At 39.5% G+C, this 24,950-nt stretch carries 21 protein-coding genes; 20 read left to right on the top strand and 1 reads right to left on the bottom strand.

Annotated features, from left to right (window positions below; translation table 11 throughout):
* The first annotated feature begins 17 nt into the window (after positions 1-17).
* The 13 genes from rplQ (at position 18) to AKA01nite_RS06740 (ending at position 14,159) form a co-directional block, all read left to right on the top strand.
* Complete coding sequence (gene rplQ / locus AKA01nite_RS06800; RefSeq protein ID WP_146924576.1) at positions 18-434, top strand: 50S ribosomal protein L17; 417 nt, start codon at positions 18-20, stop codon at positions 432-434.
* Between the two features lie 363 nt (positions 435-797).
* Positions 798-1,637: an energy-coupling factor ABC transporter ATP-binding protein gene (locus AKA01nite_RS06795; protein ID WP_146924575.1), complete on the top strand. Its 840-nt coding sequence runs from the start codon at positions 798-800 to the stop codon at positions 1,635-1,637.
* Positions 1,613-2,488 carry an energy-coupling factor ABC transporter ATP-binding protein gene (locus tag AKA01nite_RS06790; RefSeq protein ID WP_146924574.1) on the top strand — a complete coding sequence of 292 codons (876 nt, stop codon included), beginning with the start codon at positions 1,613-1,615 and terminating at the stop codon, positions 2,486-2,488. The genes AKA01nite_RS06795 and AKA01nite_RS06790 overlap by 25 nt, the downstream gene beginning before the upstream one ends.
* Positions 2,485-3,282, top strand: a complete 798-nt coding sequence (locus AKA01nite_RS06785; protein WP_146924573.1) for an energy-coupling factor transporter transmembrane component T family protein — start codon at positions 2,485-2,487, stop codon at positions 3,280-3,282. The genes AKA01nite_RS06790 and AKA01nite_RS06785 overlap by 4 nt, the downstream gene beginning before the upstream one ends.
* 378 nt (positions 3,283-3,660) lie before the next feature.
* Positions 3,661-4,452, top strand: coding sequence for a tRNA pseudouridine(38-40) synthase TruA (gene truA / locus AKA01nite_RS06780; RefSeq protein ID WP_146924572.1), 792 nt, complete (start codon positions 3,661-3,663; stop codon positions 4,450-4,452).
* Entirely contained in the window at positions 4,449-5,204 is a 756-nt protein-coding gene (locus AKA01nite_RS06775) for a nucleoside/nucleotide kinase family protein (RefSeq protein WP_146924571.1), read from the top strand. The genes truA and AKA01nite_RS06775 overlap by 4 nt, the downstream gene beginning before the upstream one ends.
* Before the next feature lie 106 nt (positions 5,205-5,310).
* Complete coding sequence (locus AKA01nite_RS06770) at positions 5,311-5,817, top strand: hypothetical protein (RefSeq protein ID WP_146924570.1); 507 nt, start codon at positions 5,311-5,313, stop codon at positions 5,815-5,817.
* A 439-nt stretch (positions 5,818-6,256) separates the two neighbouring features.
* Positions 6,257-7,465: a peptidoglycan DD-metalloendopeptidase family protein gene (locus tag AKA01nite_RS06765; protein WP_146924569.1), complete on the top strand. Its 1,209-nt coding sequence runs from the start codon at positions 6,257-6,259 to the stop codon at positions 7,463-7,465.
* Between the two features lie 347 nt (positions 7,466-7,812).
* Complete coding sequence (locus AKA01nite_RS06760) at positions 7,813-8,511, top strand: response regulator transcription factor (protein WP_146924568.1); 699 nt, start codon at positions 7,813-7,815, stop codon at positions 8,509-8,511.
* A complete protein-coding gene (locus AKA01nite_RS06755) occupies positions 8,492-9,868 on the top strand; it encodes a sensor histidine kinase (RefSeq protein ID WP_146924567.1) in 1,377 nt (458 codons plus the stop codon). Before AKA01nite_RS06760 ends, AKA01nite_RS06755 begins: the two co-directional genes overlap by 20 nt.
* An 809-nt stretch (positions 9,869-10,677) precedes the next feature.
* Complete coding sequence (locus AKA01nite_RS06750) at positions 10,678-13,149, top strand: heavy metal translocating P-type ATPase (RefSeq protein WP_146924566.1); 2,472 nt, start codon at positions 10,678-10,680, stop codon at positions 13,147-13,149.
* Positions 13,150-13,202: 53 nt separating this feature from the next.
* Positions 13,203-13,406 carry a heavy-metal-associated domain-containing protein gene (locus AKA01nite_RS06745; RefSeq protein WP_146924565.1) on the top strand — a complete coding sequence of 68 codons (204 nt, stop codon included), beginning with the start codon at positions 13,203-13,205 and terminating at the stop codon, positions 13,404-13,406.
* Between the two features lie 222 nt (positions 13,407-13,628).
* Positions 13,629-14,159 (top strand): adenylate kinase family protein, encoded by a 531-nt coding sequence (locus AKA01nite_RS06740; RefSeq protein WP_186805128.1) that lies wholly within the window; start codon positions 13,629-13,631, stop codon positions 14,157-14,159.
* A 124-nt stretch (positions 14,160-14,283) separates the two neighbouring features.
* Here the strand turns inward: AKA01nite_RS06740 and AKA01nite_RS06735 are convergent, their stop codons facing one another.
* On the bottom strand, positions 14,284-15,474 hold the full coding sequence (locus AKA01nite_RS06735) for a coenzyme F420-0:L-glutamate ligase (RefSeq protein ID WP_146924563.1): 1,191 nt from the start codon (positions 15,472-15,474) through the stop codon (positions 14,284-14,286).
* 177 nt (positions 15,475-15,651) lie between these two features.
* Between AKA01nite_RS06735 and AKA01nite_RS06730 the strand changes: the two genes are divergently transcribed.
* The 7 genes from AKA01nite_RS06730 to AKA01nite_RS06700 all read left to right on the top strand — a co-directional run bounded on the left by AKA01nite_RS06730 (position 15,652) and on the right by AKA01nite_RS06700 (position 24,875).
* A complete protein-coding gene (locus tag AKA01nite_RS06730) occupies positions 15,652-16,374 on the top strand; it encodes a MurR/RpiR family transcriptional regulator (protein ID WP_146924562.1) in 723 nt (240 codons plus the stop codon).
* A 156-nt stretch (positions 16,375-16,530) separates the two neighbouring features.
* Entirely contained in the window at positions 16,531-19,092 is a 2,562-nt protein-coding gene (locus tag AKA01nite_RS06725; RefSeq protein WP_146924561.1) for a glycoside hydrolase family 38 N-terminal domain-containing protein, read from the top strand.
* A gap of 17 nt (positions 19,093-19,109) precedes the next feature.
* Complete coding sequence (locus AKA01nite_RS06720) at positions 19,110-20,726, top strand: PTS transporter subunit EIIC (RefSeq protein WP_146924560.1); 1,617 nt, start codon at positions 19,110-19,112, stop codon at positions 20,724-20,726.
* Between the two features lie 24 nt (positions 20,727-20,750).
* Positions 20,751-22,073, top strand: a complete 1,323-nt coding sequence (locus AKA01nite_RS06715) for a 6-phospho-alpha-glucosidase (protein ID WP_146924559.1) — start codon at positions 20,751-20,753, stop codon at positions 22,071-22,073.
* Positions 22,074-22,192: 119 nt separating this feature from the next.
* Complete coding sequence (locus AKA01nite_RS06710) at positions 22,193-23,323, top strand: glycerate kinase family protein (protein WP_146924558.1); 1,131 nt, start codon at positions 22,193-22,195, stop codon at positions 23,321-23,323.
* A gap of 95 nt (positions 23,324-23,418) precedes the next feature.
* Positions 23,419-24,321: a mechanosensitive ion channel family protein gene (locus tag AKA01nite_RS06705; RefSeq protein WP_146924557.1), complete on the top strand. Its 903-nt coding sequence runs from the start codon at positions 23,419-23,421 to the stop codon at positions 24,319-24,321.
* Between the two features lie 110 nt (positions 24,322-24,431).
* Positions 24,432-24,875, top strand: a complete 444-nt coding sequence (locus AKA01nite_RS06700) for a pyridoxamine 5'-phosphate oxidase family protein (RefSeq protein WP_146924556.1) — start codon at positions 24,432-24,434, stop codon at positions 24,873-24,875.
* Positions 24,876-24,950 lie beyond the last annotated feature (75 nt).

The following is a 24,950-nucleotide window of genomic DNA, read 5'->3' as shown; positions in this document are numbered from 1 at the left end:
AAGGAGGATTTCGACCAATGGCTTATCGTAAATTAGGACGTGTTAGTTCTCAGCGTAAAGCAATGCTTCGTGATTTAGTATCTGATCTGCTGATCAACGAACGTATTGTGACAACTGTGACTCGTGCAAAAGAAGTATCTTCGATTGCAGACAAGATGATCACATTAGGTAAACGTGGAGATTTACACGCTCGTCGTCAAGCTGCTACATTTGTACGTAACGAACTGGCAACTGTATCAGAGACTGAAGACGAAATCATAGTACAAACTGTACTGCAAAAACTATTCAGCGACATAGCTCCTCGTTTTGCAGAACGCAACGGAGGATACACACGTGTCTTGAAAATGGGACCTCGTCGTGGAGACGGAGCACCAATGGCTGTTTTGGAATTAGTAGAAAAAACAGTTGTTTCAGACGATGAAGACGCTGAATAATTAAAGTTCAATAAACTATAACCAAAACCACTTTGGATGTATGATGAGCGTTATGATGATGAAAGATATTCTTTCAAGTGTCTAGCTCAGTTTCTCCTGAGGTCACCTCAGGAGAAACACCATATATCATGAAGTGTTTTTTTATATAAAAAACAACCATACATAGTAATAATAAGTATTAAGAAGAAGCAATTTCTGATCTTGCTCAATCTAGAAGTTTCACCATTGTAAAGGATTGCAGCGGTGTTTGCTATTGTGATATCAGGTCTTTTTTGGTAATCTTGTACTGTTGACTAACTGTCAAGACATCCCACCAGTAACAAAATAAAAGCTTGAGGCTGAATAAAAAGTAGAGGGTAAATCATGACTGAAATTATTCGTTTAGATAACATAACATATAAATACGATGATGAAGATCAGCGTCCTGCTTTACAGGATGTTTCTTTTTCTATCAACAAAGGTGAATGGGTCGCCATCATCGGGCCGAATGGTTCCGGCAAGTCTACTTTAGCTAAAACGATCAATGGACTTATTGATCCTGACAGCGGTGAAGTAAAAGTAGGCGGATTGATGCTTAATGAGAAAAATGTCTGGTCTATTCGTGAAATGGTAGGTATGGTGTTCCAGAATCCTGATAATCAGTTTGTGGGATCAACGGTTCAGGATGATGTGGCTTTTGGACTGGAAAACTTGGGCATACCGCGTGACGAAATGATCGACCGCGTAAGGAATGCTCTGGATAAGGTCAATATGCTTGAATTTGCTGAAAGAGAACCAGCCCGCCTCTCAGGTGGTCAAAAACAGCGAGTGGCGATTGCAGGTATCGTTGCTTTGCGCCCAGCTATCATGATTTTAGATGAAGCAACCAGCATGCTGGATCCCCAGGGAAGAGAAGAAGTCCTCCGTACAGTAAAAGAAGTGAAGGAAGAAGAGCACCTGTCTGTCTTGTCTATTACACACGACATCGATGAAGCAGCGGCTGCTACACGTATCTTGGTAATGAAAGACGGTAAGATGATTCAAGAAGGTTCTCCGGAAACGATTTTTTCTTATGGAGAACAGCTAGTGGAGATGGGACTTGATCTCCCCTTCCCGGAACGCTTGAAAGCTTCTTTAAAAAAACAAGGATTAAGCGTGCCTGATGACTATTTAACTGAAGAAGGGATGGTGGACTGGTTATGGACATCTATTTCCAGGATGTAGGCTTTACTTACCAGAAAGGAACGCCATTTGAAAGTAAGGCTATCTATGATATCGATCTTTCCATTAAAGATGGTTCTTTCACATCGATCGTGGGTCATACTGGGAGCGGCAAGTCGACCGTTCTTCAGCACTTGAACGCATTGAAGAAACCGACCGAGGGGACTGTAACTATTGGGGGTCGTGTGATCACGAATGCATCTGATAATAAAGGACTCAAATCCCTCCGTAAAAAAGTCGGGATCGTGTTTCAATTTCCTGAGGCACAGTTGTTCGAAGAGACGGTGGGAAAAGATATTGCTTTTGGTCCTAAAAACTTTGGGTCGACAGAAGAAGAAGGGCTCCTAAAAGCACGCGAACTACTTCCGTTGGTTGGATTAGACGAAACGTTTATGGATCGATCGCCATTTGATTTATCCGGTGGACAGATGCGACGTGTGGCCATTGCAGGTGTGTTGGCTTTGGAACCAGAAGTATTAGTCTTGGATGAACCGACAGCAGGGCTGGATCCGCAGGGACGTAAAGAAATCATGACGATGTTTTACGATTTATATAAAAATAAAGGATTAACGATAATTCTCGTTACACATCAAATGGATGACGTAGCCGCTTATTCAGATCATATGATCGTCCTTGAGAAAGGGACAGTCATGAAAGAAGGTCACCCTAAGGAGATATTTAAAGAAGCTGATTGGTTAGCGAGTATGCAGCTCGGTGTTCCTTCTACTGTGAAATTCGCTCGTGAACTTGAAAAAAAATTTGATTGGACATTTGATTCACTGCCACTGACAACAGATGAGCTGGCTGAACAAATTATTAATAGACTTCCTTCTAATGGAGGTGGTTCTTTATGATGGATAAATTGATTTTCGGGCGGTATATACCCGGGGACTCCCTGATTCACAGACTAGATCCGCGTACGAAACTGCTGGGTGCGATCTGGTTCATTATCATCATTTTTCTGGCGAATAACTGGATATCTTATGTAGCGATGGTTGCTTTTGTCCTGGCTGCGGTCAAATTAACCCAAATCAACCCGAAATTCTTTATTAACGGAGTTAAGCCACTTATCTGGCTTATCCTGTTTACAGTTGTCCTCCAGATCCTTTTCACGAGTGGACAGACGATCTGGTTTCGATTTGGCCCTGTTGTCATTTCTGAAGAAGGATTATTGAATGGAGTTTTCATTTTTCTTCGCTTCGTCCTCATCATTTTCATGTCGACGATTCTGACTTTGACAACGATGCCGCTTTCTTTAACAGATGCAATAGAGTTTTTACTGAGACCCTTTGCCGCAATCAAACTGCCGGTTCATGAAATTGCACTGATGCTGTCGATTGCGTTGCGTTTCGTACCGACGCTGATGGATGAAACAGAAAAAATCATGAATGCCCAGAGAGCTCGCGGGATCGATTTTGGAGAAGGAAACATCTACGAGCAAATGAAGGCAATCGTTCCTTTACTGATACCCCTGTTCGTGAGCTCGTTCAACCGGGCAGAAGAGCTGGCAACAGCGATGGAAGCACGTGGATATAAAGGTGGCGAAGGTCGGACAAAATACCGGCAACTAGCCTGGAGCGGCCGAGATACTGCCGTAATGGTTACCTTTGCACTACTCTCCGTTTTATTGTTTGTTTTAAGAACTTAATTCAGAAGGATAAAGATAGCCATCTTTATCCTTTTCCTTTTATTAAAAATAGGTAAGTTACTAGTGTTTCTTCACCAGCTTAACCGAATGAGACGCAAACTGGAAAAGCAACGGACTTATCTTCATCAGTTTCTCGGAATGGGAGTGAAACTGCGTAAGCTATGCGTTTATCTTTATCAGTTTCGGCAAATAAAACAGAAACTGCATAAGCAACGCGTTTATCTTCATCAGTTTCGACAATACAGATCTAAACTGCTTAAGAAAGCAATTAAGCCTGGCACGAAATCTCTCTTATAAGGCAGATTTTGTCAGCTGACCGACAAAATCACTATTTAAAAAAGGAAAATACTTTACATAAATATGAAAAGGAAGATAATTATGACTGGTTCAAGATATAAGGCAAGGATTCTGTATGATGGTACTCATTTTTCCGGCTTTCAAATCCAGCCCGATCAGCGCACAGTTCAAGGTGAACTGGAAAAGGCTCTCACACTCCTAGCCAAGGGAGAAAAGATTCGTATTTATGGTGCCGGGCGTACAGATTCGGGTGTTCATGCCAGCGGACAAATCGTTCATTTTGACTTTCCTTTTGAAATCGACCCGGTCGGACTCATGACTGGAATGAATGCCAGCACCCCTTCTGACCTTACTATTTTAGACCTTGACCGAGCGGACGATTCATTTCATGCACGGTACATGGCGAAAGGGAAAAAATACGTTTACCGTGTTCATAATAGTCGGTTTCAGAACCCCTTCTTCCGCCACTTTAGTCATCATCACCGTTATCCGATGAACAAATCAAAAGTTGAAGAGGCTCTAAAACACCTCATAGGGACACATGATTTCACAAGTTTTGCATCGACACATTCTGACAAAGAAGATAAGGTACGCACGATTTACAAAGCATCAGTGGAAGTGAATGAAGAAACGAATGAATGGGTATTTACTTTTATTGGGAATGGTTTTTTGTATAATATGATTCGCATATTAATGGGAACACTGCTTCAGATAGCAGATGGGCGCCGGGAGCCGAATACTATTGAGCAAATCATTACCAAAAAAGATAGAGAAGCAGCAGGACCCACGGCATCACCGACCGGCTTATGTATGGAAGAAGTGTACTATGAGCCTCAAGATATCCCTGGATACAGCGAGGTGGATGATCAGTGATAAATAAAACGTATAATGTAACGGGCCATAAGATAAAAGTCTCGTTTAGAAAAAGTGAAGTAGAATATATCTTTAAACCTTTACTTGATACACTTGTAAGACTCAGAAAGAAAAAGCAAGAACGCATTATCGTCTATTTAGCAGCGCCACCTGGAGCTGGGAAAACGACTCTGGCTCTGTTTTTAAAAGAGCTTTATGATGAAAAAGAAAGGCCTTATTCCTTTCAGACAGTACCGATGGATGGTTTCCACCATGACAATGCTTACTTAGAAAAACATACGATTATGAAAAATGGAGAAATACTTCCTTTGAAAAAATTTAAGGGTATTCCTGAGACATTTGACTTTGAAGCTTTTGAAAAGAAAATCATCGAGCTCAAGGAACAACCATCCGTAAACTGGCCAATTTACGACCGTGCACTTCATGATGTTTCCAAAGAAACAAGGAGCGTGGATGCAAATATTGTCTTGATTGAAGGCAATTATTTACTTTTGAATCAAGAAGGATGGCGGTCATTGAAAAACTATTCTGATTACACACTATTCATCGATACGAAACTTGAAAGGCTGAAGAAACGATTGATCGACCGAAAACAATTAGGTGGAGCGAGCGTTGAAGAGGCAATCAACCATTATGAAACAACAGATAAAGTGAATGCAGAACGTGTACTCACCGACTCCCTGCCTGCAGATCTTAACCTTTATCTTACTCATGAAGGATTTTCTGATTCAAAAAATGAGATAAAAAGATGATACAGAGTAAAAACAATCAAAAAAAAAAATAACTTATATCAATCCATATTTTCTCCATATTTATTTTTAATACTGTAATTACAGAAATCATAGAAGGATGAATAATATGTTGAAAAGAAAAGTAGTTAGCGTCAGTGTCGTAGCATTAGGATTAGCAGGATTGAGTTTCACAGACAGTCAGACTATGGACGTTTCAGCCGAAATGAATGGGTATAACAGTGTGAATGATGATTGGGCAAACCATAATGAAGTCATGAACGATCATATGTCAGGCGGTGGAATGCATGGAAGAAACTTTAGAAATGAAGAATGGAACCGATCCAATAGAAACCGGAATGACACTAGAAGACCTGTAACAGAAGATAGAAATCAATACGAAAGCAGAAGATCAGACTATAATGATAGAAACAATCACAGCTGGAGAAACGCTCACAGAACGACGTGGGGATGGCTGGACTCTTCAAATGAAGATGGAGAGAGAGATGAGCTGAACTACTCAACGAACTTCTTTGAAAATATGTGGGGTTATATGAGAGATTTTACTGATAATTCCGTTAACAGCGTCAACTCATGGATGAATGAAATGCATGGATCATTTGACTGGAATTGGTAAACAGGCGTTTGAGCAATTAAATGAAACCAGTGTGCTATGACATGCAACTTTAGTATGAGACTTTCAGCATTGAAATAAGCTGGAACGCTTTATGAATAGTCAGCCATAGCTGAAACTGAATATAAAAAGGGTGGATGTGACAAGTAGAGAAAATTACTTGTTATGTCTGCTCTTTTTTACTTTCAAGTTTTACAGCAGTCATAAAACCGAGTGATAATCGATCCTGGGGAAAAGGAAACCTTTTTTGTCATTATAATACGTTTGGATGACAAAAACCGTTCAATTTGTTACATAAATAAAATGTTAAAATAGAGGTATTCATGCTATACTCGTTCGAGTGAAAGATATGAGAATATTAACGTAAAAACTATATTAAATGAATCAGCCACTTTATAATTATAATCAACTGAAAAGAATCACAAAGAATGGGGAGCTTTAATTGAACAAAAAATTTGCATTGACTTTAATGACTGCACTCGTACTGACTGGATCAATGATGCATCTGACAGGTGCGGAGGCCTCGGAAAACTCGGAATATTTAGAAGTTAAACAAGCAGCACTGCTCAAAAAAGAAGTGACCAGTGCACAAACAGCGATCGATGCCGACGTAACAAATATTATAGAACTTGAAAAAGACAGTGAAAGACTTAATGAAGAAATGAAAAAATATAAAAAAGAAATCACTCAATTGGAAAAACAACTGGAACAGGACACCAAGGACAAGGAAAAAATAGAATCGGCAAGCTTTTTTGAAACGATCAAAGAGGCTGGAAGCTTGACGGATATAGTTAAAAAATGGCATGAAGCAAATAAATCAGCTGTTGCTGAACGAGAGAATAAAATCAAACGAACGGAAAATCAGAATGCGCTGGAAAAAGCCAGGGAAAATCTGGATAATGATCAGAAAGAGCTAGCCAGAGTAAAAGCATCAATGTTGAGTAGTCGCAATGATATGATCGAACAGCGGAACGCGCTGGATGATAAAATTTTAGAAATCGCCAAAGAGTATGATATGACGGATAAAGAAAAAGAAACTTTCATTAATGAACAAAATATTATAGCAGAACGTACGAGCAGCTCGGATGAAGAAGTGAAAGCAGAAAAGCAGCGTATCTTTAAAGAGGAAAACGACAAAGAAGAAGCAGAACGCTCAGCCAAAGAAAAAAACAAGCAAAAAGAAAAACAGGAAAAAGAGAAAAAGGAGAAAAAAGAGGAAGTCACAACTTCTTCCAAAGAGACAAAGGAAAATGAAGAACCAGAAAGCAATGGATGGATAAGACCTGCTGAAGGAAGAATCTCCTCATCCTTTGGTTACAGAGTTCACCCTGTCACTGGAGAACAAGAATCCTTACATGGCGGAACTGATATCGCTGGTGGAGGGTCTATCGTCGCTTCGCGTGCAGGAACAGTATCATCAGCAGAATTTTCAGATACCTATGGCTATTCAGTGATTATCGATCATGGTGATGGTTATTCTACATTATACGCTCACATGCAGCCTAATTTGAGTGTTTCTCCCGGACAAAGCGTTTCTCAAGGCCAGCAGCTTGGCATTATGGGAACAACAGGGCGCTCGACAGGTGTCCACTTGCATTTTGAAGTACGAAAAGACGGAACTGCTGTTGACCCTATGGGATACATCAAATAAGGGCGTGTTTGAATAACTAGCAAAATACAATAAGATCAAATAGAGGGGGAAAACAAACCTGTTTTCTGTCTCTATTTTTTTATAAGCTCAAAATGGAGTACCCGACGGTAATGATGATAAAACCGTCTCCATAAACTCTCCATAACTTTTTGCTATTCTGAATGATAGGTTTCATGGTAAATAAATGATAGAATTAAATTGAACTTACGATAATAAAAACTGTCTCGAAAATAGGAATCACTCAGGTATTTTAAGACTGGAAACCAGATCAATAAAAAGTGACTAAAAAAGTCGAAACAAAGTGACTCGTACTTACAAAGTATATGACATTAAAGGAGGAATCATGCATGAATATACTAGCAGTCGACGATGAACCATCTATTCTCGAAATTATAGAAGCATATTTAATTGCGAAAGGGCACTCTGTTTATCTTGCCAAAAATGGTCGAGAAGCATTTGAGATAATGGATACGACCCAGGTGGATTTTGTTATTCTTGATATTATGCTGCCGGATTATTCGGGATGGGAAATCAGTGAGGAAATAAGAAAAACATCAGACGTTCCCATTATCCTATTGACCGCTCGATCCAATGAAAAAGACGTAGTAAAAGGCTTGAAATTAGGGGCAGACGACTATATAACTAAACCGTTCAGCCCCAGAGAACTTATGGCACGTATCGATTCGGTTCAAAGAAGAACAGGACGTTTAGATAAAAGTGAGAAATGGGTATTCAATAACGGCGCACTGGTTGTTGTTCCAGAAAAAGCAGAAGTAAGGTCAGATAGAAAAAGAGTTGTCCTTACTCACACGGAATTTGAACTGTTGATTATAATGGCTAAAGAACCTTTTCATGTTTTTTCACGCGAACAGTTGCTGGAAAAAGTAAAAGGACTGGAAGCGACAGCTATGGATCGTGTAATCGATTCCCATATAAAAAATTTGAGAGCTAAAATAGAACCTGATCCAAAAAAGCCTGTCTATATCGAAACGGTACACGGCAGCGGATATCGATTTGGGGTGGCACATGAAGAAAACACTATTTAGTCATTTGTTTACCTATATTTTAATTGGAAGCACTGTGATTATTGCTCTGTTCAGTCTTTTAATGTTTCAGACCACAGAGAATCGATTCAGTAATTATATAGGTGATCGTTACGAAGCAGAAAAAGCCTCTCTCGTAGAAGCGGTAGAAAGTGCGTATCAAAGCGATAACCAGTGGGATACCGATATCCTTTCTTCGCTGACTCAAAATTCCATGCATGCAATGCACTCGTCTGGAATGCTTATGCGTGTCATTGATGAAGCTGGAAATGAAATCTACAGTCAGTCAAATGAAATGGAAGATCATATGCACATGATGTCTGAAGAAATGATGGGGGTCAGAGAGGGATGGACAGAAGAAAGAGTGGATATATATTCCCAGGGAGAAGTGATTGGCTCCGCAGTCCTTTCTTATCCCGGTTTTCAGGGATATACAGTAGAAGAGGCGGAATTTATAGATGACTTGACAATGCTGATCATTACGATGGGAATATTTTCAATCATTGTAGCCTGTATTATCGCTTATTTAATATCAAGACGTTTAAGTGATCCTATTGCCAAAACCAGTTTAAAGACTCAAAAAATTGCCCAAGGACAAATAGAAGGAGCAGCTCTGACAGACAGCGAAGAAATAAGAGAACTCTATCAGCTTGAGCAGAGTGTGTCTGCACTGGCCGCACAATTAGCTGAACAGAAAAGGATTCGCAACCAGATGATCTCAGATCTTGCTCATGAGGTAAGGACACCACTGACCACACTTCAGGGGAATATCGAAGCTATGATAGATGGAGTATGGGAAGCGACGCCCGAACGGCTGAACAGTCTGAACCGCCAAGTCATTCGTCTGACTCATTTGATAAAAATGATCGATCAGCTGGAAGATGTAGAAGAGAGCAACAACGAGCTGACGTTGGAAAGGTTTGATATCAAAGAATTTCTCTCGATGACACTGCTTGCTTTTGAAGCCCTTGCTGAGGAGAAAAACATCAGGTTAGAACTGGAAGCTGAATTTGGTATCATTGAAGCAGATAGAAACAAGCTGGAACAAGTCATGACGAATCTTTTGTCTAATGCTATAAAATTCACTTCAAAAGGCGGCAGGATCAGTGTACTTTCACTTCAAACTTCTGATGAACAGATCATCACCGTGAAAGATAATGGAGAAGGCATTCCAGAAAATAAACAGAAATATATTTTCGAACGCTTTTACCAAGTTGAACCGTCGCGTAACAGCGAACTTCAAGGACAAGGCCTGGGGCTAGCGGTGGTCAAAGAAATAATCAACGCGCATCACGGTACAATAACCGTTGACAGCCAAGAAGGAAAAGGAACAACATTCAAAATCTTTCTTCCTAAGTAATAAAAGTCAACTGAAAATCAGCATATACTTTATCAAAAAAGCACTCTTAAAACTGCGGGTATGTTTGTCCAGCAGGAAGAGTGTTTTTTTTTAGAAACAGGCGCTTAGTTTCATTTCTGTTCCTTTAACGAAGATTACCTCTAATATCGCCATCTTCGGCGCATTCGTGAACTAAATCGGGGAGAAACAGCCGAAGTGAAGGGAAGTTCGACACTTTCTCAAGTAAAAGAACGGGTAACCAGCCGAACATCGCCATCTTCGGCGCATTCGTGAACTAAATCGGGGAGAAACAGCCGAAGCGAAGGGAAGTTCGACACTTTCCAAAGTAAAAGAGTGGGTAACCAGCCGAACATCGCCATCTTCAGCGCATTCCGTCTATTATAAACTTCAAAACTAAGACATTTTTTCTAAGTGCAAGCCTATATAAGGTAAGAGTCAAAACCCTTTGACTCCTTAAACATCTGAACGAATTATTCTAGAAGTAAATATAAAACAAGATCTCTTTGACTGATCTTTTAATTCAAATGACAAAAACATTCTATCATAAAGCTATTTAAAAATACTAACCAAGTCGTCTAAGAAAGAAGAGAGTGCAACTTTCGGCATTGGTAAAACTTATATTAAAAAAAGGCTTGACAATTTATGTTTACAGATGTAATCTTAATACAGATTTAAAATTCACATTTGTAAACGCGTTTGAAGCAATACTATCTCAAAAGCTATTCAATAGATAGCAATAAAGAAGTACTTTAGATAAAACACATATCAATAAGCAAGAAAGTAATAAATACTAAAAAAAGAGGGATAATATGACTAGTAATGAATTCAGCGTAGAGGGAATGACATGTGCGTCGTGTGCACAGACAGTTGAAAAAACAGCAAAAAAAATGCCTGGAGTGAGTAAAGCTTCGGTCAATATGGCAACAGAGAAATTGAGTTTGGAATACGATGAATCAGATTTTTCATTTGAAAAATTACAAAAAGCAGTAGATGATACAGGTTACACCGTTGTCCCGCAGGAAGAAACAACACAGACCTTTGCCATTGAAGGCATGACGTGTGCCACATGTGCTCAAACAGTCGAAAAAGCAGCGCGTCAGTTGAGTGGGGCAGACAAAGCAAGTGTTAATCTGGCAACAGAAAAACTGACGATCTCATATAATCCACTGGAACTTTCTCCAGCAGATATAGCAGACACTGTAAACAATACTGGCTACACGGCAACACTTGAAACGACTGAAGTAAAATCGAATGCTCACGAAGAGAAACGTGAAAAGAAACAACAGAGAATGAAGCAAATACTGAATCGTTTCTGGGTTTCTGCCTTATTCACAGTTCCACTTCTGGTGTTATCTATGGGACACATGATCGGTATGCCGCTCCCAGGTATTATTGACCCAGATATAAACGCATTGAATTTTGCTCTTTTACAACTAATATTAACGCTCCCTGTTATAGCGGTAAGCTTGGAATACTTCCAAAAAGGATTCAAAGCTTTGATCAAACGTCACCCGAATATGAACTCACTGATCGGCTTGGGTACAGCGGCAGCTTTTATCTACAGTCTTGGAGCAACTATTGGAATCGTTATGGGGAACACTGATTTGGCCGGTTTGCTCTACTACGAAGTGACTGGGGTTATCTTGACGCTTCATACACTAGGGTTGTTTTTAGAAGAACGATCAAAAGGGCAAATGTCCTCAGCCATTGAAAAACTGATCAATATGGCTCCCAAAAAAGCGCGAGTTGTTAGAAACGATGAAGAACGTGAAGTACTTGTTGAACAAGTGGCTCCAGGGGATATTATCCGAGTACGTCCAGGAGAAAAAATGCCCGTAGATGGCGTTGTCATGGAAGGTCGCACGGCTGTTGATGAATCCATGCTGACTGGAGAAAGTATTCCAGTAGAAAAACAAAGTGGAGACACAGTCATTGGTGCCAGTTTAAATAAAAACGGCTCGATCGATTACCGGGCTACACGTGTAGGAAATGACACGACCTTATCTCAAATCATCAAGTTGGTAGAAGACGCCCAAGGATCTAAAGCGCCTATTGCTAAAATGGCCGATATTATTACTGGCTATTTCGTACCAATCGTTATGGCCTTGGCAGCTTTGGCTGGGATCGCCTGGCTGATTGCTGGTCAAACCGGTATATTCGCCTTATCCATTACGATTGCGGTCCTCGTTATTGCATGTCCTTGTGCTTTGGGACTTGCTACACCGACAGGCATCATGGTCGGAACAGGTAAAGGCGCAGAATATGGTGTGCTTATCAAGAGTGGTGTAGCTTTGGAAACGACACATAACGTAGAGACCATCGTCTTTGATAAAACAGGAACACTAACAGAAGGGAAACCTGTCGTGACTGATGTATTGGCGACAGACCTACTTTCAAAAGAAGAACTTCTGAACTATGCAGCATCTGGAGAAACAGGTTCTGAACACCCGTTAGGCGAAGCCATCGTTCAAAAAGCGAAAGAAGAACAAATGACTTTATCTAAACCGACTGACTTTGAAGCCATTCCTGGGCATGGTATCCGGGTAGAAATGGACAGAAAAAATTTCTATATCGGTAACAGAAGATTAATGGTAGAACAAAATATTGATTTATCTGAAATGGAAAATTCATCCGATCGATTAGCTGATGAAGGAAAGACACCAATGTATCTGTCAGTTGATGGAAAATTAGCTGGTATCATTGCCGTTGCAGATACATTAAAAGAAAATAGCCTGCAAGCCGTTAAGGAACTTAAACAACGCGGTGTGGAAGTGGCTATGATCACTGGCGACAACAAACGAACCGCAACAGCTATAGGTAAGCAACTGGGTATCGACCGTGTGTTGAGCGAGGTCTTGCCTGAAGACAAAGCACAGGAAGTCAAGAAATTGCAGGAAGAAGGTAAAAAAGTTGCAATGGTCGGCGATGGGATCAACGATGCGCCTGCCTTGGCTCAATCCGACATCGGTATCGCAGTAGGATCAGGTACAGACGTAGCCATTGAATCTGCCGATATCGTCCTCATGCGAAACGACCTGATGTCCGTACTGACTGCAATCGACTTGAGCCATGCCACTTTAAGAAATATCAAACAAAATCTGTTCTGGGCCTTTGCCTATAACATCATTGGAATACCGGTAGCCATGGGTGCATTATACATTTTCGGCGGACCACTTATGAGTCCAATGTTCGCGGCTGTCGCAATGAGCTTCAGTTCCGTATCGGTACTCTTGAATGCCCTGCGCTTACGTCAATTTAAACCAGCCAGAGCAGAAGCTTAAAATTTGATATATTTAATAAATCAAAATTTATTAAAAGGAAAGAGGAATGAGTCATGATAAAAGAAGTAACTGTAGAAGGTATGAAGTGTCAAGGCTGCGCCAATACCGTAAAGGAAAATTTTTCCAGTATTGAAGGAGTCGATTCAGTAGAGGTCGACGTAGCGAACAACAAAGTCACTGTAGAAAGCCAGAAAGAAATCGACAAGCAAACACTCAAGTCTGCCTTGTCGGATACAAAATATACTGTAAAAGGGTAACAAATGATTTAATCTTTTAGTAATATGATGGGTTAAAAAGTATAAATCGTTCAAAAGGAAGAAGTGTTCAAAAATTTGAATAACTTCTTTCTTTTATTTATTAAAAGCGGATAATAAATACCATCGTATTAAGGTTAGAGGATATTCGTAATAATGTACAAGCTATTTATGTTTGAGATTATTCATTCTTCATCAATACAAGTGTGGCAAAGGAGCTTAGCTATGATATATATTCTAATGGGTCCACCGGGATCTGGAAAAGGTACCGTCGCTTTGAAGATAAAAGAGAAATATGGTTATTCTGTGATGTCAATTGGAGATATCCTTCGCAATGAAATTGATAAAGGCACAATGTTGGGTAAGAGGGCTGATCGATTCGTTTCGGCAGGAGAATTGGTTCCCGATGATATCGTTAATTTTTTAGTAGAAGATGGATTAAATCAGCTGAGACCCGATGAGACTGTCTTTCTGGATGGTTATCCTCGTACCTTGAATCAGGCCGAAAATCTAAAGGAAATATCAAAAACGCAACCGGTTGTTTTTTATTTGGATATAGATAAAGCTATTCTACTTGATCGACTCTCGAAAAGAAAGCGGGATGATGACTCCGAAGAAACAATTGAGCAGCGTTTCAAGACTTATCATAAGAAAACCCTTCCGCTACTCGATTACTATAGAAAAAATGGTACCGTGATAAAAGTGAACGAAGAGACGTCAAAAAAAGCTTTCCAAGTAATTGAAAAGTACTTTTGACTATTTTGAGAATGTCATGATCAAATAAATATATATTCCTGCATGATAAAAGAATGAATAGTTTAAAAAGAGATCATAACCTATACAGTCTGATCTCTTTTTGCATGTTCAATTTTCAGTTAATTTAACTTGTAAAGTTGTCGAAATATCCCTGGATATGGATGATCGGTGTTCCTTTATCGCCACTGCCGGACGTTAAGTCGGATAAAGAACCGATCAAGTCAGTCAATCGACGGGGAGTGGTTCCTTGTGCTTCCATTTTGCCGACCAGATCCATCTCTTTGCTGCTGATATGTTCTTTTATTGCAGTCTGAAGTTCGTCACCGCTCAGCTCTGAAAAATTATTGTCTGCCAAGTACTTTAGTTTCACTTCATTCGGTGTTCCTTCAAGTCCTTTTGTGAAGGCGGGAGAAACGACAGGGTCTGCCAGTTCCCAGATTTGTCCAACGGGATCCTTGAACGCACCATCACCATAAATCATCACTTCAACATTCTTGCCTGTTTTTTCTTTAAAACGACTTTGAATTGCTTCGACTAAAGGCTGGCCGTTGTCGGGAAAGAGTTTAACGGTATCCTCTGTTGCTTTATTTGAACCCAAGAGTCCATATTCTGAATTAAAGCCGCTGCCGTTGACTGCTTCTGTCAACACATCATCCAGGCCATAAACCTTTTCAGCCCCTGCAGCCTTGACTAAGCGCTTTGTACGGAAACGACTGTGAATATCGCAGGCTAGGACATTTTGGGTGTAATCGACGATAGTTCTGGCATCATTTGAAAAAACAACGTCACAATCTGCACCTTCCGCTTCTACCAGCGATTTGTAGTAATCGATATAATCGACACCTGTAAATGGGTGTTTCTTATAACCGAAGTGGCTGCGGAAGTCATCTTCAGAAAGAACATCGGTCCATGGATTGATGTCTTTTTCATCCAGTTCGTCTAAAGAGACTAAGTGATTGCCAACTTCATCAGATGGATAGCTGAGGAGCAGGACAACTTTACCTGTACCGCGTGCGATACCTTTCAGTATATTTGAGAAACGGTTACGGCTTAAAATAGGAAACACGACGCCAATGGTTTCGCCATTGTATTTATGCCCGATATCAGTCGCGATATCGTCCAGCATGGCATAATTTCCCTGTGCACGCGCGACTATGGACTCGGTCATCGTAATCACGTCATTGTCCCTTACACTATAGCCTTCTGCCTCTGCGGCATTCAATACCGTTTCCACAACAATATCTTCCATATTGTCGCCTTCTTTGATAATGGGACTGCGCAGTCCGCGAACAACAGTACCTAAAGCTCTTTCCAAAATAATCTCTCCCGCTGTTAATATTTTTAATAAGTCTCAGACGTGCTGAAACCCTTATACAGTATACACTTAAGGCAGGAAGAATAAAACAGATATTAACTTAATTTATCAATTTAGGAAAATTTCAAGTAAAATGGAACTAGAGAGGTAAATTAAGTAAATTCGGGAGTGATCATAATGTATCGTGTCATCCATCAGTTGAAAGAACGCAATTTTGACAGACCAGTGACTAGAAGTGAAAAAGCAGTTTTAGATTATTTGGAAGAACATTTTCAATCTATCCCTAATGAGACAGTGGTTAAAATAGCTCAAGCAAGTTATACGTCACAAGCAACAATCAACAGAACCAGTAAGTTATTAGGCTTTGATGGTTTCAGTGAACTAAAGTACGCTATTAGTGAAGATATCGATCATATTAAAACAAAATCTACCAGACATATACGCAATACAGAATATATTTTAAGTAAAATAGACTTCCAGAGTGCTAATGAGTTAGTGAAACATCTTTATAGAAACAGACATCATCTATTATTATTTGGTTTAGGAGCTTCGCATGTCTCTGCCCAGTATATGGCAAGACAGCTATTATATTTAGGTATTCCAGCAATCGTTGTTTCAGAACTCCAAATGCTGGAAAAATTTAAAGATTACAGCCTATTGATTTTATCTAGTTCAGGCGAAACACAACGCTGTCTGCAGTTAATGCACGATGCAAAAAAGGCTAAAATGAGTATTCTTGCTATAACAAAAAAGGATTCGTCAATTATGGAGGGGAGTTCGGTCTCATTTCATCACGATGTATCTATAGATAAAATGAAAGGTATTTCAAGAGAACAACAGATCCATATGATATTAATGATCAATGAAGTGATCAATCAGTTAAACATGGGATATTTCTAAAAACTTAAACAAGATAATCGATCGTACGTCTTCGTCTAAATCATCTAGCGAAAACGTACGGTTGTTTTTTTGGATAATTATCCACACCTTTGGATTTCAGCGTGTAATGTAAGCGTTATACTATGTTCAAGTCAAATAATTAGTGAGGAGAATTCTGTGAGTAGAGAAATTAGAATTTTAATGCACACACACTGGGACAGAGAGTGGTATTTTACAAAAGATGAAACTAAGGTATTGTTAAGAAATCATATGCAGGAAGTCATGGCATTTCTTGAGGAGAATCCAAATACGATATATATACTAGATGGGCAAAGTGTAATGATTGATGACTATCTGGAATTGGAACCAGAAGGAAAGCCGAGATTAAAAAAGTTGATAGAAAAGGGAAGTTTAAGAGTTGGACCCTGGTATACACAAACAGACTTGCTTCTAGTTCACGGTGAATCTATTTTCAGAAACTTATATTATGGTATCAAGCGTGCTGAAGAATTTGGAGAACCAATGCTTGTCGGGTACGCACCTGACACATTCGGACATGCAAGCCAGATGCCACAGATCTATAAACAATTTGGCATAGATTCTACCTTCTTCTGGAGAGGCTTCAGCGAGTTGAAGGCTCAAAAATCTGACTTCTTATGGAAGGGCATCGATGGTTCAGAGGTGGTTGGGGTCAACTTAGCTACAGGTTACCAGGGAGCGAAGTATCTAGAACTGGAACCTGATGAATTAAGAAAACGTATGAATAAAATTATGCCTGTATTAGATAATTACTCAGCATCAAGTGCAAGACTTATCATGAATGGACATGATCAAATGCCTATTCAAAAAAATATCTATCAAGTGATGGAAAATATGAAGCAGATTTATCCTGAAGATCAGGTTATGCTTAGTGATTTTGAGTCTTATGTTGACGCTTTAAATAAAGACAAACTAGAAGTAGTTACTGGGGAGTTGATCGATAGTAAGCATGCCCGTATCCATCGAACGATTGGGTCGACTCGTATGGATATTAAATTACTGAATACAGAAATTGAAAACAACTTATATAACGTATTGGAACCTTTGGCAATGATTGGTGAAGAAGCTGGCATTGCTTATCCACACGGAGTTATTGAGAAAGTATCAAAAATATTATTTGGAACTCATGCGCATGACAGTATCGGTGGATGTAATTCGGATAAAGTCAACCAGGATATCAAGCAGCGGTTACTAAATGCAAAAGAAATGGTCGATACACAAATCGAACTTCATTTAAGATTAATGGCTTTGGGAAATAAAGAAAGCTCTGAGACAATTGTGCTGGTCAATCCGCTTCCTGAAAAACGTGTCGATCAGTTGGTGAATTTGGAAATGTTGACGCGAACAAGAGGATTTCGAATATTTGATGAAGACAATCAAGAGTTAGAGTACTCTATAATAACTCAAGAACAGGAAGACGCCGGACTGATAGATCGACAAGTAGCTGCCCGATTACAAGATATAAGGGTATATAGAACTAAAATTGTCCTTCCAATCAGTGAAATTGAAGGATTATCCGCTCGTTACCTCACTTATGAAGAGGTTGATGAGACGAAACAGATCACAGCTTCGACGACTGAAAAATGTATCTCTAATGAATTTGGCAAACTGTTCGTAGATTCTAATATATTATGCTATAAATCCAAGAAGACTCAGGATGTTTACACAAATATTCTCTCAATTGAGAACAGTGGAGATGCCGGAGACAGCTATGACTACTCACCACCTTATAATGACTGGATATTGAATAGTGAAAACTGTGGGGAAATGACAGTTAACGTTGTAGAAGAAGAACACTACAAAAAAATGACTATAGACTGGCTGATGAGAGTACCTGAAAATCAGCTGCAAAGAGAGAAGAAAAAAGCTGAACGCGATGTAAATTTTAATGTCACTCTAAGTTTATATCCTGGTGATCCAAAAGTGTATGTAACGCTGAATCACGAGAACAAAACTAAAGACAATCGTTATAGAGCTGTTTTTAAAACAAATGTTACAACAGATCAGGTAAAAGTGGATAGCTATATGAGTAACCAGTTGAAACCTGTCTATAATGAAAAAGCGTTAAATATATGGAAAGAAGATGAATGGGCTGAGAAACCTGTAAGTATCGAAACAACACAAAGCTTCATTACTTTAAAGGATAAAGATTCTGCTTTCACAGTATATACCAATGGTTTGAAAGAATACGAAGTTTTAAATGATGCCATACATTTAACGTTATTCCGTACTTTTTCTCACTTGGGACAGAGAGACCTAATCAACCGTCCGGGTAGGCCTTCAGGAATTGAAATCAAAACACCTGATAATCAGCTGTTAGACGAGCCGTTTATCTTCGAATTCACTTTTGAAATAGCTCATACCCATGAAGAGGAAAGTCATGTCGCGAAGGATTATTTGACACCGCTCGTAGCTTATCAATTAAAAGAGTTTAACCGTTTCAATATCAATTCAAGAAGTACAGTGGAAAAAACAAAGTCCCATTTATCGCTCAACTTGAATGGATTAGTCGTTTCATCAAGTAGACTCACAAATAAAAAAGAGCGTTTTATTCGTTTATTTAATCCACATTATAAAGACATTACGGTAGCGCTTCCTGAGACAGCCTTTACAGCTACAGCAATGGAAGAAAGACTAGAAGAAATCAAGACAATCACACTTGCTCCTCAAGAAATTGGAAATATTATTATCTTACACTAATGAAGAGAGGTTTTATAATGACAAATTTTAAAAAGAACTTCCAGAGTTTCGGTAAATCATTGCTTTTCCCAATCAGTTTACTGTCATTTATGGCTATTTTCCTTGGACTAGCAGCGGCTTTACAAAATCCAGCTATAATTGAGGTAGCTCCGTTTCTGGGTAATGAAACACTTCAACTGATTTTTGGTTTCATACGTAAACTTTCTGCTTTGCCATTCGGCTATCTTCCATTACTGTTTGCTATGTCTATACCACTAGGCATGGTCAAGAGAGACAAAGAAGTAGCTGTATACGCTGGGGCGGTAGGATATATTGCGATGCTGCTTGGAATGACTTATGTGCTTCAAGCTCAAGGATTTACAGCAGAAACTACCTCGATTGCTCACTTAATGGATGTAGAAGGACTAAGCCAAGTCGATGCAACCCTGCAGAATTCATTGTTTACCAGCACACTAGGGATTTTTGTTTACAACACGAATGTTATTGGAGGGATCATTGCAGGTTTAATGGGGGTTTTCCTTCATAATAAATTCAGAGAAACAGAGCTGCACCCTGCTTTAACTTTCTATAGTGGGAAACGATTCGTACCGATTGCAGCAGCAATTATTTTAGCTATTGTAGGTATCATACTTGCCTTTGTATGGCCACTCATTAATCAAGCTATTATTACTGTTGGAGGATTAATCAGTGAAAGTGGATCTTTCGGTGTTTTCTTATACGGTTTCACTGAAAAAATAATCAATCCAACAGGTCTTCATCATATCCTCAACCAGACATTTAGATTTACAGCTTTAGGCGGCGTTGAGAATATAGATGGAGAATCTTTAGTTGGAGCATTACAAATTTATTTATATCAGTTAGATAACAATCTTCAATTTTCAACTGACGCAACTGCATTTTTAGCACAAGGTAAAATTCTACACATGGTCTTTGGGATGCCTGCTGCAGTTCTGGCAATGTACAAAATGGCACGCCCTGAAAAAAGAGATCGCGTACTGAAATTCTTCCTGGCAGGCGTGACAGCTGTGATACTTACAGGTATCACAGAGCCAATTGAATTTACCTTTATCTTTATTTCGCCTATTTTGTGGGTAGTCAATGCCATATTTGCAGGTTTAGCTTTCTTGGTTCCTGCATTATTAAATGTAGCTATAGGAAACATTCAAGGCGGGATCATTGACTGGATCGTATTCGGTATGCTTCAAGGAATGGAAACGAAATGGTATATCTATCTAATAGCAGGACCACTATTCTTTGCCATGTATTACTTCTCGTACACATTCATTATTTCCAAATTTAATGTTATGACGATTGGTAGACGAGAAACAGATTTCGAAGATGAGGAAGAAGTGGATGAAAGCGTCAGTGTAAAAGAATCAGATAGATCAACGGCTGAAAATATTATCAATGGTCTAGGTGGACTTCAGAATATTACGGATGTAGATAATTGTATTAGTCGATTAAGGGTAGAAGTGAAAGACAGTCAATTAGTCGATGAAAATCTTCTGAAGCGTACTCGACCCAATGGAATTGTAAGACCGGATGAAAACACAATACATGTTGTTTATGGTGGTCGTATATCCAAAATGAGAAACATTGTCGACAATTACATTTACGAACATAAAAATTCATAAGAATAATAGGAAAAGGAGAAAATAATGAAAAAGAATAATATCGTTTTAGTAGGTGGAGGTTCCACATGGACGCCTGGTATTCTAAAAGCTATGACCACACATTTAAAAGAATTCGCTCTTAATCGGATTGTCTTGTATGATATCGATGAAAAAAGACAAGAAGTAATTGGCGAATTTGCAAAAATATTATTTAAGGAAGAAGCACCCGAAGTAGAAATCATATATACAACTGACAAAGAAGTCGCTTATAAAGATGTCGATTTCGTTTTCTGTCAGATGCGTACGGGTGGATTCGCAATGCGTGAAAAAGATGAAAAAATACCCTTGAGTTTAGGCGTGATCGGTCAGGAAACATGTGGACCAGGCGGCTTCGCCTATGGTCTGCGCTCCATTCGTGATATGGAAGAAATGGTAAAAGATGTGCGTCGTTTAAGCCCGGATGCCTGGATTTTAAACTACACAAATCCGGCTGCAATCGTTGCCTTAGCTTTAGACAAGCTCTTCCCGAAAGAAGATAAAATACTGAACATCTGTGATCAGCCGGTCAACCTGTTACGCTCATTTGCAAGTCTGATCGATAAAGATGTAAATAATCTCGAACCTGTTTATTTTGGACTCAATCACTTTGGGTGGTTTACTGAGATTTATGATGAAACAGGGAAAAACAGAGCGCCTGAGATCAAGAAGATTGTGCTAAACGGTGGTTTCCGACCAGTAGATGCTGAACAGCGTGATCAGTCCTGGCTTGAAACCTATGCAATGGTTGAAGATATGCTCATTGATTTCCCTGACTATTTACCTAATACGTATTTGCAGTATTACCTTTACCCGGAGTACAAATTATCAAAATTAGATCCTGAATGGACTCGTACAGATGAAGTGCGTATTGGAAGAGAAAAAAAGGTATTTCAGGAATGCCGACGTATTGTTGAAAAGGGAACGGCGAAAGATTCTGAAGTTGTTCATAACGATGCACATGGGGATATGATGGTGGAAGTGGCAGCTTCGATCGCAAATAACCTGCGTAAAACATTTGTAGTGATGGTCAGAAATAATGGTATCGTAGCGAACTTGCCGGACGACAGTATGGTAGAAGTTGCTGCTTCACTCGGGGCAAATGGTCCCGCTCCTTATGCAGTAGGGAAGATCGGCACATTTTATAAAGGTCTGATTGAAAATCAATATGCATTTGAACGTTTAACTGTAGAAGCTTATATGGAAGGATCATATACCAAAGCGTTGCAGGCTTTGACACTCAATCGTACAGTCGTTGATGCAAAAAAAGCAAGGAAAGTCTTGGATGCATTGATAGAAGCCAACAAAGAATATTGGCCAGAATTGAAATAGTATATACAAAGACGCGGCGCGTATCGCTGCGTCTTTCTTTTAAACGAGTTGTAAAAATCATGACGTTTTATAAATGTCGACCTGTGCTATACTGAAAAAAAGGTTAAAGGAGACGGAGAATGATGAAGATATTAGCAGCCATCGATTCATTTAAAGGGTCAATGACGAGTGAAACGGCAAATCAGTGTGTCAAAAATGCGCTCCCCAACCACGAAGTGACGTCTTTCCTTATCGCTGATGGAGGCGAAGGAACGGTGGATGCCTTTGTCAGTGCTTTAGATGGAGAAATCATTACTGAGTCAATAACGGGTGTCAATGGTGAAGCTTACCTTGGGCGATGGGGCTGGATCAAAAGCGAAAAAACAGCAGTGATCGAGGTCGCGGAAGGAGCCGGTCTGATTCAGGCTGATAAAGAGACACTGCATCCTGACAACCATACAAGTTATGGTGTAGGCGAGCAGATTACTCAAGCACTTGATAAAGGAGCTCAAAAGATTATCTTAGGCTTAGGCGGAAGTGCGACCGTTGACGGTGGAAGTGGTTTGCTGCAGGCTTTAGGAGTTGTATTTAAAAATGATAAAAATGAGGTGCTGTCAAAGTTACCTGTAAAGTTAAGTCAAATTCATTCCATAGATACAAGCGGCATGGATAAACGTGTACATGACGTAAACTGGCAGATTGCTTCTGATGTGACAAATCCACTGCTGGGAGAACAAGGAGCTGTCCATGTTTTTGGGGAACAAAAAGGATTAAGTAACCAGGAATTCGCTACTTATGACAGCGATATGAAACAGTATGCGAATCTGGTTTCCAATGAGACTGGAAAGGACGAACGTTTTACAAAGGGAGCGGGTGCAGCAGGTGGAATAGGTTTCGCCGTTTTATCATTCTTTCCGTGTACATTTTGGAGCGGTTTGACACTGTTAGCAGAAAAAGGAGATCTGGAAGCTATAGTTAAAGAGGTAGATCTAGTGATCACTGGAGAAGGAAAGTTCGATGATCAGTCATTAAGTGGGAAAGTGCCTGTTGGTATCAGTCGTTTAGCAAAAAAATATAGTATACCGACGATTTTGTTTGCCGGAAAAATAGACAGTGACCGAACAGCAATCCAAGAGGAGAATTTGTTTGCGCTAATTCCCATCGTGGATGCGCCTATGACCTTAAATGAAGCCATGAAAAATGGACCAAAGCTGCTGACAAGAGCCATCAAACGAAGTATGAAACTGATCCACTTAATAGAAACGATCTGAACAGCTGGAAGGCATAATAATCCACATAAGCTCTTTTAACTGGTATGATTGAACTATACCGTTTCACGATACTTGTGATAAAAGGAGCCTAAGTCATGAAAGAATGGATCACACAGTTTACAGAGGCGAATCCACTGCTCACAAACATCATATTTTTTGCTTTGATCATTATCATTATACTGATCATCCGCCGTTTTACGATGAACCGCTTGTATAAACAGTACAAATCATCAGAAAACTGGTATGTTACCCAAAAAATTGCCCGATGGATGAGTAATGTCATTTTTGCGCTTTCTTTTATTTATATCTTTGGAAATGATTTATCAGGATTTACGACCGCTATAGGCTTAGCTGGTGCCGGTATCACTTACGCATTAAGAGAAGTCATTGTCAGTTTCGCGGGCTGGTTTGCCATCATGTTCGGAGATTTTTTCAAAACAGGTGATCGTGTCCTGTTAGGCGGATCAAAAGGAGACGTTGTCGATATAGGTATTTTAAGAACAACACTTATGGAATTAGGCGAATGGGTGGAAGGTGACCAGTATACCGGCCGGATCGTACGGGTTGCCAATAGTTACATTTTCAATTCACCTGTTTATAACTACAACGCGGATTTTAAATTTTTATGGGATGAACTGCATGTCCCCCTTCATTTTGAAAGTGATATTCCATTAGCGAAAAAAATCATTCTTCAGATAGCTGAAGAAACGATTGGTGACTATAATGAGCAAGCAGAATTGGAATGGCATAAAATGAAGCGACGGTATCGTATCGAGCATGCATCTTTGAAGTCACAGGTATTCGCTGCCTTTGATGATAACTTTGTCACGTTAAGTTTAAGATATATTGTCGATACACGTGAACGCCGTGGGGTAAAAGACCGCATTTCAATCGCAATCCTGGAACAGTTTGAAAAAGAAAGCGATCGAATTGAATTGGCTTCAGAAACATTTGAGATCGTTCACCAAGAAAGACGTCAAAAAACTGGCAATTTCTAAATAGTTTTTTATAAATATCAATTGTTTTCCTTTATTTTGGTTATCTCTATTATCTTTGTGATATAATGTACAATAATCGCTAAAGTTGATAAAAAGAGAGGGGAACAACAATGAAGGTCAATGATATTTTGAGGATATTGAAAGACGATATCAAAGTCGGCATCTTTGCAAGCGTGGATGCAGAAAACAAACCGCATGCACGTCATATACATATAGGTGTCGCAAACGAAAAAGGGATATTCTTCATGACTGATCCCAAAACCGACTTCTATAAGCAGATCAAGCAGAATCCTTATGTGGCTATTACGGCGAAAACAGAAGAAACGTACCTTATTCAAGTTATTCGCATCGAAGGAAAAGTACGAGAAGTTGGACGCGAGCGCCTGGAAGAAATGCTTGCAGGTAATCCCTATGTCAAACACGTGTATCCGGACAAGGAAGACCAGCAGGGGGCATGCGTTTTTCAACTGTATGAAGGCGATGGCTTTTATCACAGTATGACCCAGGGGCACCGCTATACTTTTGAAATCAAAGCAGATGATATCGAACAGTAATCGAATGAAAGACCAATGTCTAAAACGCATTGGTCTTTTTTTGGCTAAAAACTTAAAAATAAAACAAAATAATTT

It is taken from the genome of Alkalibacterium kapii (assembly GCF_007988865.1).
In the GTDB taxonomy this organism is placed as follows: domain Bacteria; phylum Bacillota; class Bacilli; order Lactobacillales; family Carnobacteriaceae_A; genus Alkalibacterium; species Alkalibacterium kapii.
Note: the sequence above shows the minus strand (reverse complement) of the source record. Positions and strands in the feature narration are given on the sequence as shown.